We start from the raw sequence: 6,916 nt of genomic DNA, 5'->3' as shown, positions 1-6,916 counted from the left end.
TTTGATTGATACATTTATCGTACCGGAGGTGCCTGATGTTTTATATGCGTTGTTTGATTACGGGCTTACAATACACTCTTTAAATAAACCAATTTTCTATTATAATTTGAATAAGTATTTATTATTTTCGCTAATTTTTTTATTTGTTGGGTTCTTTATTTTATCTATTGTTCATTGTTTAATATAAATAAAGCCTTTAATATTAAATAAGTATCGTATTATTCTAAATCAATATAATACTTATCATCTTCCATGATTTTCTTTAAAAATTCTTCTAAGGAATCCGCGATTTTTATATCATCATAATAAATAGCATTATTTTGCTCTTCACTTATTTCTATTAGTAGCAACGCGCTTTCATTAGCTTCAAAAAATATTAATTTATCCTCTTCAAGATTTTCGTAAACTTCTATATCAGGATAAAATTCAAAATCATTAACTTTTAATCTAGCATCTCTGATGGAAGAAGGCCCCATAATACGATTGATATTATATTCTGATTTTTGAAGGAAGCCATAACCAATCTCTAAAAGAAACTTCTTTAATTCAAAAGGGAACTTTAACCCTAATGTTCCTTCTACCTCTTCAATATCATTTCTACTTACAGGATAAAATTGATTATCTTTTTGATTCTTAACAAAATCGTATCTCATAATTTAATTATCTCCTTTAAATAATTCATTAGCCGGTGATCCCGTACCATGTATACCAGACTGATGCTCATTTGGAAATTTTGCAGGGTGTATATTCCACCATTCATGTTCTCCCCGAAAGCTATTTTCAATTATATGATGTGCATCATGTTTATCGCCTTTTCTTCTAACTGGTTCACCTGTATTCTCTGAAATAATATCTTCACTGTAAGTGGGCCATTTTTGTCCCGTTTTTATCTCCCATTCCTCAATGAGCTTGTCTTTAATTTTATTAAATGCCCGTCGATGCTTCCGGGTTTCTATAGGAGAAAGTTTTTGATATTCCTTATTTCTTAACGCTTCTTTAAGCTTCTCTATTTGGTTTTTTGACAGTTTTCTCGATGTTCTCATTTCAACATCTTTAATATATCTCTTTATTAAGTCAGAATTAATTTTGACTCCAGTACCGCTATATCTGTTAGTATTATTTTCTACTACCGAAATCGAATGTGTTGTTTTATCAATTTTTGAATCTTCTTTTAAAGATTCAACCTGGCTATTTTCCATCTTACTAACATGGTTGGGATCCTTCTTCTTTATAAACCTTCCCCTAGCATCATGCCAACGTTTTCCGTCAAAGTAGTCTTTCCCCATAAAATTCATCGTATCTTTAGCCGTACTCTTCAACACATCCCGCACAGTTTGCTGCGCAAAGCCTACACTCACACCCACTGACGCTTCCTGCGGTAAGAACCTTGGTACTTTTGCATCTAATACCGCATCATACATCTTTTTGGCTTTATCAATACCAGCTGCTGGCATTTTTCGCATCGCCTGCTGAATGTCTTTTCCATATTGAGTAACTTTACTTGTACGAACTACGTTGCGCATATCATTGAACTTTTTCGTAACTGCCTGTGCACCTTTTTCGACAAGCTGAGTGGATGCTTTTGAAGCAAGTAAACCGCCTGCCGCAACCCCAAAGGATTGAAACAAACTAGCCTGCTGCTCTTCTTTAGTAAGCTTATTTCCTAGTAAGTCCTTCCCCATTGTATACTCATACATGCCATTTGTTAAGACAAGTCCATACAATCCTTTTTCTGTTTGTTCAAGCACTTTAAACGCTTTAGGTGTTTGGTAAAGAGCCATTGCATGATGCGCAGCACTCATGCCTTTTGCCGTTTTGTAGATAACACTGCCTCCTTTTACCGCTCGTCCTGCCCAACCTACGAACGAGATAAATCCAGCTGCTGCCATTGCTCCAGCTGTGACTCGCTGGGTAGCAGACAGTTTTTTATGTGTAACCGGATCGACTCCGTCTGCTGCTCGTTTAAAATCATAGTATCCCGTAAGTTCTCCTGCAATATCCAGGCCTTTTTCATACCACGGCTTATTGGCTTGGATTTGTCTTTGTCTCTCAGCTTCAATGGCTGCTTTTCTTTCTTTAATTTCTTGTTTTTGTTCTGCTTTCCCCTCTACATACCCCGTAGCAACTTTATCAATTTGCTGCTGTGTTTCGTATGCTTCGCTATTTTTGTAAGCTTTGGCATCAAAAGTGAGCTGATAAGCGCTGCCGCCTTGAGAAGTCAGCTGTTCCAAACCATTTACACTAAATTGAACGGATTCATAGAAAGAATTTAACATTTCATATTCACTTGAAAGTTTATTATCTAGTTCTTCTACTGCCGTAATAGTTTCTGTTCTTTTTTCTCAGCAACGCTTAACTCATCTTCAAAGGCCTCTGTGGAAAACGGTGTAATATGTATAATATCTTCAATATTACTTAAAATTGCTTCAAGTTCAGTTTGCTGCTGTTCGACCATTTGCTTAGAGCGATTATTAGCAACAGCCAGCTCTTGCTCTAAAAACGATACGTCTACAACCGTATCACCTTTTAATTTAGCTTGTTCCGCATAATCTGCAATACTATTAAAATAGGCTTGATGTGACGATACAAGGCTTTTCCAATGCGTAACCATATCTATTTGTGATGTATAAAAACCTTTTATACTGTCGGCACCTTTCCCTTGAAATTCATGATCTAGTGTAGCCACGGCATGAAGGGCTTTTTTTAATACATCTAGCTGTTCATCAAATGCTTTGTACGCGCCTGCATCCTGTCTTTTGCATAAGCTAAAAGCGTACTGGCTTCATATACTTTTCCCATTACATACCCTCTTTTTTTATGATTAATATATCTCTGGTTTGAGTTTTTCCTCTATTATCCATTATAAAACTGCTAATACACTATCTGAATAGGATAATAATCCCTTTTATAAGCTAGTTGATTCATTAAAAAGGATATAAATTCAAAATAAAAGGGAATAGTCATAGGCACAAATATTTATTTCTAGTTTATATCACGTATAAAAACACTATGCTTTATGGTCAGACTACATTATTCCTAATTGCTTTCTTGTAATTCCACCTAAGTGGAAAGGTAACTTACGGCACACTATCACATCTCAAAGTCCTATCATTCTACAAAAGAAAAGCTACATTCACCAAAAAAATGTTGGTCACACTCTGGTCATATTTTGGTCATACACTATAGAAAATCAAGGGAAACTATAGTTCATTTAAATTTTAAAAACCCCCTTGAACCCTTGATATAGAGGTATTTATGAACATAGTAGAAAACTACAGGGAATTTCATTTTCCACGCTGGCAGCGAAGAGGTCAGAAATCCAACCTTCATACAATCCACCACAAAAAAAGAGAAGCCTTCTATAAAAAAGACTTCTCCTTTTTTGTTTTTTTAGCATTATTTTTATACTGCTTATTAGTACCCATCCTTCTACTCAGCTACTAAAGAAACTACCACTCTTCCGTTTTCTTTTATAGTGGTGGTGACCATAACTATCATGACGATCGCGACTTCTTCTATAATCGTCACTACTACTATAGCTCTTGAAAGATTTCGACTTTCTTCTCTTATAATCACTGCTGCTGTAATGCTTATTATTCGTTAATGAATTAAACAGCTTCTTAAACATAAATAGTCACTCCTCATACTCATTTTTAATCGATAAAAATAAAAAAACGCTTTTATCTCTTTAGTAGATAAAAGCGTTTAATTTATAAAGACACACTTTACCTAACTAAAAGCGTAGGCAAAGGTCTTGCTAACAATTAAGATTGCCAACAAAGCCGGAAACTGACTTGTTTCGTAATGACGACTGTGTTGTACAGCTACTCCCCTTTGGAGTATTAAGTTTCTTCAATAGTAACGTATAACATTTGTGCAAGTCAATTAATAACTAATCCGTTTATTGTTCTCTAAATGTTAATTTAATAGGAGAATATTTTGTATTTGGAATGCTGGGTGTGCTTTTTTGTTGGAGCAAATGAAATTTCTATTTGTTCAATTCGTAAGAGATTAGTGAAAAGTTTCTTTCTGATAGTATACTTATACTAAGTTAATTTTTGTACCGGAACCATAAAACCAATTAAATTGTTTTGTCTTATCTTTTTTATCAAAATTATTAATCTACTAATTAATAAGAACATTGGAAATTATGACATCTTTGTTAACAAGAAGGTATTTCCCTTCTTTACCTCGAAGTAACCTATTTGTAGAAAAAAATGGTAAAGGAGAAAAGCCTTATGCAAAAAATAAAGTCCTCTCTTACAGATCACCTGCGTAATTGTACAAAAGAAATGATGAAAGAGCTAAATGTATCAGGAGCAGGAGTTGCAATCGTAAAAGATGGAGAAATTGTTCTTTCTGAAGGATTTGGATACCGTGACGTTGAAAATAAAAAACCCGTTACACCTAGCACGCTGTTTGCAATCGGCTCATCTACAAAAGCTTTTGGTACACTTTCTCTAAGTTTACTTGCTCAACAACGAAAGTTTGACTGGGATGAACCTGTTCAAACGTATCTTCCAACTTTTTCACTCCATGACCCTCTGATAAGCTCACAAACTACAGCTCGTGATTTAGCTTCCCATCGTTCTGGGGTAAGTCGTCATGAGTTATTATGGTATCAATCTTCATTCACGCGAAAAGAAATTATGGAGAAAATTAAGTACTTAGAGCTTGATGCACCATTTCGCACATCTTTTCTATATAATAATTTAATGTATGTAACTATGAGCTATATGGTAGAAAAAATCACGAACCAAACATGGGAGCAGTATGTAAGTGAGCATATTTTGCAACCTCTTCATATGGAAAATACAAATTTCTCAGTTACTACTTCACAAGAAAATGATAACCACGCACTTCCATACATTGAAAAAGATAAAGATACCGTTAAAATTCCGTTGCGTAACATTGATACAGTTGGTGCTGCGGGATGCATAAACTCAACGATAGAAGATATGGCTAAGTGGATTTTATTTCATTTAAATCAAGGAAAAGCTGGAGAGCATGAACTTATTACACCAAATTTACTGCAGCAAATGTATGAACCGCATATTCCAATTCCTGATGATCCGCTGCTATCTACGTCTGAAACAGCGCTCACTTGCTACGGACTTGGGTGGTTTATTAGTGCGTATCGCGGTTACAAAGTCATTCATCACGGGGGGAACATTGATGGGTTTTCAGCACTCGTCTCTTTTATACCAGAAGAAAATATCGGCCTTGTTATTCTGACAAACGCTGGAACGACTCTACTCCCAACTTACCTTGCAAATCAAATTTATGATGAGATTCTGGAGCTAGATGCAATCGACTGGCATAAAAGATCTGCGGAAGATACAGCTAAGTTTAAAGAAATGATGAAAGAGTTAGATAAACCTTTTCCACAAGTAAAAGAAACAAGCCCTACACATGAATTAAAAGAGTATACAGGAATATTTGAGCACCCTGCATATGGGAAAATTGAAGTTGATATACAAAATGACCTGTTACATTTAAAATGGGGATCCCTTCATACGGAGATGAAACATCATCATTACAATATGTTCACCGTAAAGTGGGATATTTCTTATTCAGAAATGAATTTATTAATTGCATATGAAATGGAAACCGAAGGAAAGCTATCGCAGTTAAAATTAAACTTATCACCAATGCTAAGTGCAAAACCAATTGTATTTACTAAACTCGACGATACGGATACAACGTCATAAAATTAAGTGATGATGTACTAGAAAAACAGAAGTTCAACTTTATGCTTAGGGATGAACCACATGATGAGAGTGACTCAGGTTGGTCTATATTGAGCGGATATGAAGACGACGATTATCTAAGTGACTCTGAAAACTTTCAAATTGTTTCTATCGGAGTTATTTTGAATGTCGATGATTCCATTTTGGACTTTGTCCAACAACCACCCTTATGCGTATATGAAAGAAATAATGAAGTTCGTTTTTATAAAAAACTAAAAAGGAGCGGTTTCCACTCCTTTTTACTGTTCGTATTGTCTATGTTAACTTTTTATAAAGCCCGCTTTTATTTCTGTTTTATTAACTCTTCTTCAAAGAAAAAAGTACTTGGATATTTATCCACGATATAAGAGTATCTTTTCATGTTTTTCACATACTGCCCTTTTAAAATTGTCACGGATTCGTTTGATGCTTTTATGCTTACGGTTTCTCCATCCTTAAACATTTTCTCAGCCATAACCGTTCCCCTTTCTTCGATTAAAATCATAAAGTTGTTTATTTGAATTCATAAGTAAAAAAGACTCCGCGGTGGAGTCTTTTTTACTTAATTTAATTATGCTACTTTGTTAACGTTAGCAGCTTGTGCACCACGTGGACCTTGTTCGATGTCAAACGTTACTTTTTGACCTTCGTCTAAAGATTTGAAGCCTTCGCCTTGAATTGAGCTGAAATGTACGAATACATCTTCGCCGCCTTCAACTTCGATAAAGCCAAAACCTTTCTCTGCATTAAACCATTTTACTGTACCTTGTTCCATAATATTGCCTCCTGCTGTGGAATAATCCACATATGTATTACTACCCTTGTCCAACCATACTATCTTAAGATTGAAATTTCGATGGAACAGATTTCTTTTCTCTTGATTCTATACCGAACAAAAATAATTAATTTAATTTTATCATATAAAAGTTACTATAGCAAATGCAGAAAAGAAGAAAGAGCCCTATGACATTCGCTAAAAGATGATATCTTGTCATTTTCATCTCTAAACAAAACTGATTCACTAAAGAATTAGCTCTAACCAGCAATAAATGTAACAGCACAGTAAGCCCGAAATATAAAAAATAGCGCACCTTCACGGTACGCACGACGAACGGCCAGGGGCTGTCCAAAAAGTCAGTAAAAGCTGATTTTTTGACAGCCCTCTTTCTGGATTTTTTTTTGAAAAA

6 protein-coding genes and 2 pseudogenes are annotated in these 6,916 nt (G+C 34.9%); 2 read left to right on the top strand and 6 right to left on the bottom strand.

The annotated features are described in order from the left end of the window. Positions 1 to 218: 218 nt before the first annotated feature. From AC1UFB_RS11960 to AC1UFB_RS11945, 4 genes and pseudogenes are all read right to left on the bottom strand, one after another. Positions 219 to 653 carry an SMI1/KNR4 family protein gene (locus tag AC1UFB_RS11960; protein ID WP_482589317.1) on the bottom strand — a complete coding sequence of 145 codons (435 nt, stop codon included), beginning with the start codon at positions 651 to 653 and terminating at the stop codon, positions 219 to 221. A gap of 3 nt (positions 654 to 656) precedes the next feature. Next, the gene (locus AC1UFB_RS11955; RefSeq protein ID WP_482589315.1) at positions 657 to 2,276 is read right to left on the bottom strand and encodes a pre-toxin TG domain-containing protein; all 1,620 of its coding nucleotides are present in this window, start codon (positions 2,274 to 2,276) and stop codon (positions 657 to 659) included. 35 nt (positions 2,277 to 2,311) lie between these two features. Then, positions 2,312 to 2,728 (bottom strand): annotated as a pseudogene (locus AC1UFB_RS11950) (T7SS effector LXG polymorphic toxin); the annotation flags it as partial. A 705-nt stretch (positions 2,729 to 3,433) separates the two neighbouring features. Next, positions 3,434 to 3,628 (bottom strand): hypothetical protein, encoded by a 195-nt coding sequence (locus AC1UFB_RS11945; RefSeq protein WP_076513657.1) that lies wholly within the window; start codon positions 3,626 to 3,628, stop codon positions 3,434 to 3,436. Positions 3,629 to 4,238: 610 nt separating this feature from the next. Between AC1UFB_RS11945 and AC1UFB_RS11940 the strand changes: the two genes are divergently transcribed. Then, positions 4,239 to 5,711 carry a serine hydrolase gene (locus AC1UFB_RS11940; RefSeq protein WP_328100675.1) on the top strand — a complete coding sequence of 491 codons (1,473 nt, stop codon included), beginning with the start codon at positions 4,239 to 4,241 and terminating at the stop codon, positions 5,709 to 5,711. 2 nt (positions 5,712 to 5,713) lie between these two features. Next, a pseudogene (locus tag AC1UFB_RS11935) lies at positions 5,714 to 5,959 on the top strand (DUF2185 domain-containing protein); the annotation flags it as partial. Between the two features lie 74 nt (positions 5,960 to 6,033). On the opposite strand, the gene AC1UFB_RS11930 reads toward AC1UFB_RS11935, so the two are convergent. Together AC1UFB_RS11930 and AC1UFB_RS11925 are read right to left on the bottom strand one after the other, a co-directional pair. Beyond that, positions 6,034 to 6,204 (bottom strand): hypothetical protein, encoded by a 171-nt coding sequence (locus AC1UFB_RS11930; protein ID WP_165932551.1) that lies wholly within the window; start codon positions 6,202 to 6,204, stop codon positions 6,034 to 6,036. Positions 6,205 to 6,300: 96 nt separating this feature from the next. Next, on the bottom strand, positions 6,301 to 6,504 hold the full coding sequence (locus tag AC1UFB_RS11925) for a cold-shock protein (RefSeq protein WP_025911266.1): 204 nt from the start codon (positions 6,502 to 6,504) through the stop codon (positions 6,301 to 6,303). Between the last annotated feature and the right edge of the window lie 412 nt (positions 6,505 to 6,916).

The sequence above is a fragment of the Priestia sp. KCTC 13724 genome (assembly GCF_056820425.1).
This window is presented reverse-complemented; position numbering and strand designations above follow the sequence as displayed.

What these genes read in the sequence shown, in the direction of transcription:
- AC1UFB_RS11960 (WP_482589317.1), bottom strand. Translation starts at nt 653, where the DNA reads ATGAGATACGATTTTGTTAAGAATCAAAAAGATAATCAATTTTATCCT.
- AC1UFB_RS11955 (WP_482589315.1), bottom strand. Translation starts at nt 2,276, where the DNA reads ATGTTAAATTCTTTCTATGAATCCGTTCAATTTAGTGTAAATGGTTTG.
- AC1UFB_RS11945 (WP_076513657.1), bottom strand. Translation starts at nt 3,628, where the DNA reads ATGTTTAAGAAGCTGTTTAATTCATTAACGAATAATAAGCATTACAGC.
- AC1UFB_RS11940 (WP_328100675.1), top strand. Translation starts at nt 4,239, where the DNA reads ATGCAAAAAATAAAGTCCTCTCTTACAGATCACCTGCGTAATTGTACA.
- AC1UFB_RS11930 (WP_165932551.1), bottom strand. Translation starts at nt 6,204, where the DNA reads ATGGCTGAGAAAATGTTTAAGGATGGAGAAACCGTAAGCATAAAAGCA.
- AC1UFB_RS11925 (WP_025911266.1), bottom strand. Translation starts at nt 6,504, where the DNA reads ATGGAACAAGGTACAGTAAAATGGTTTAATGCAGAGAAAGGTTTTGGC.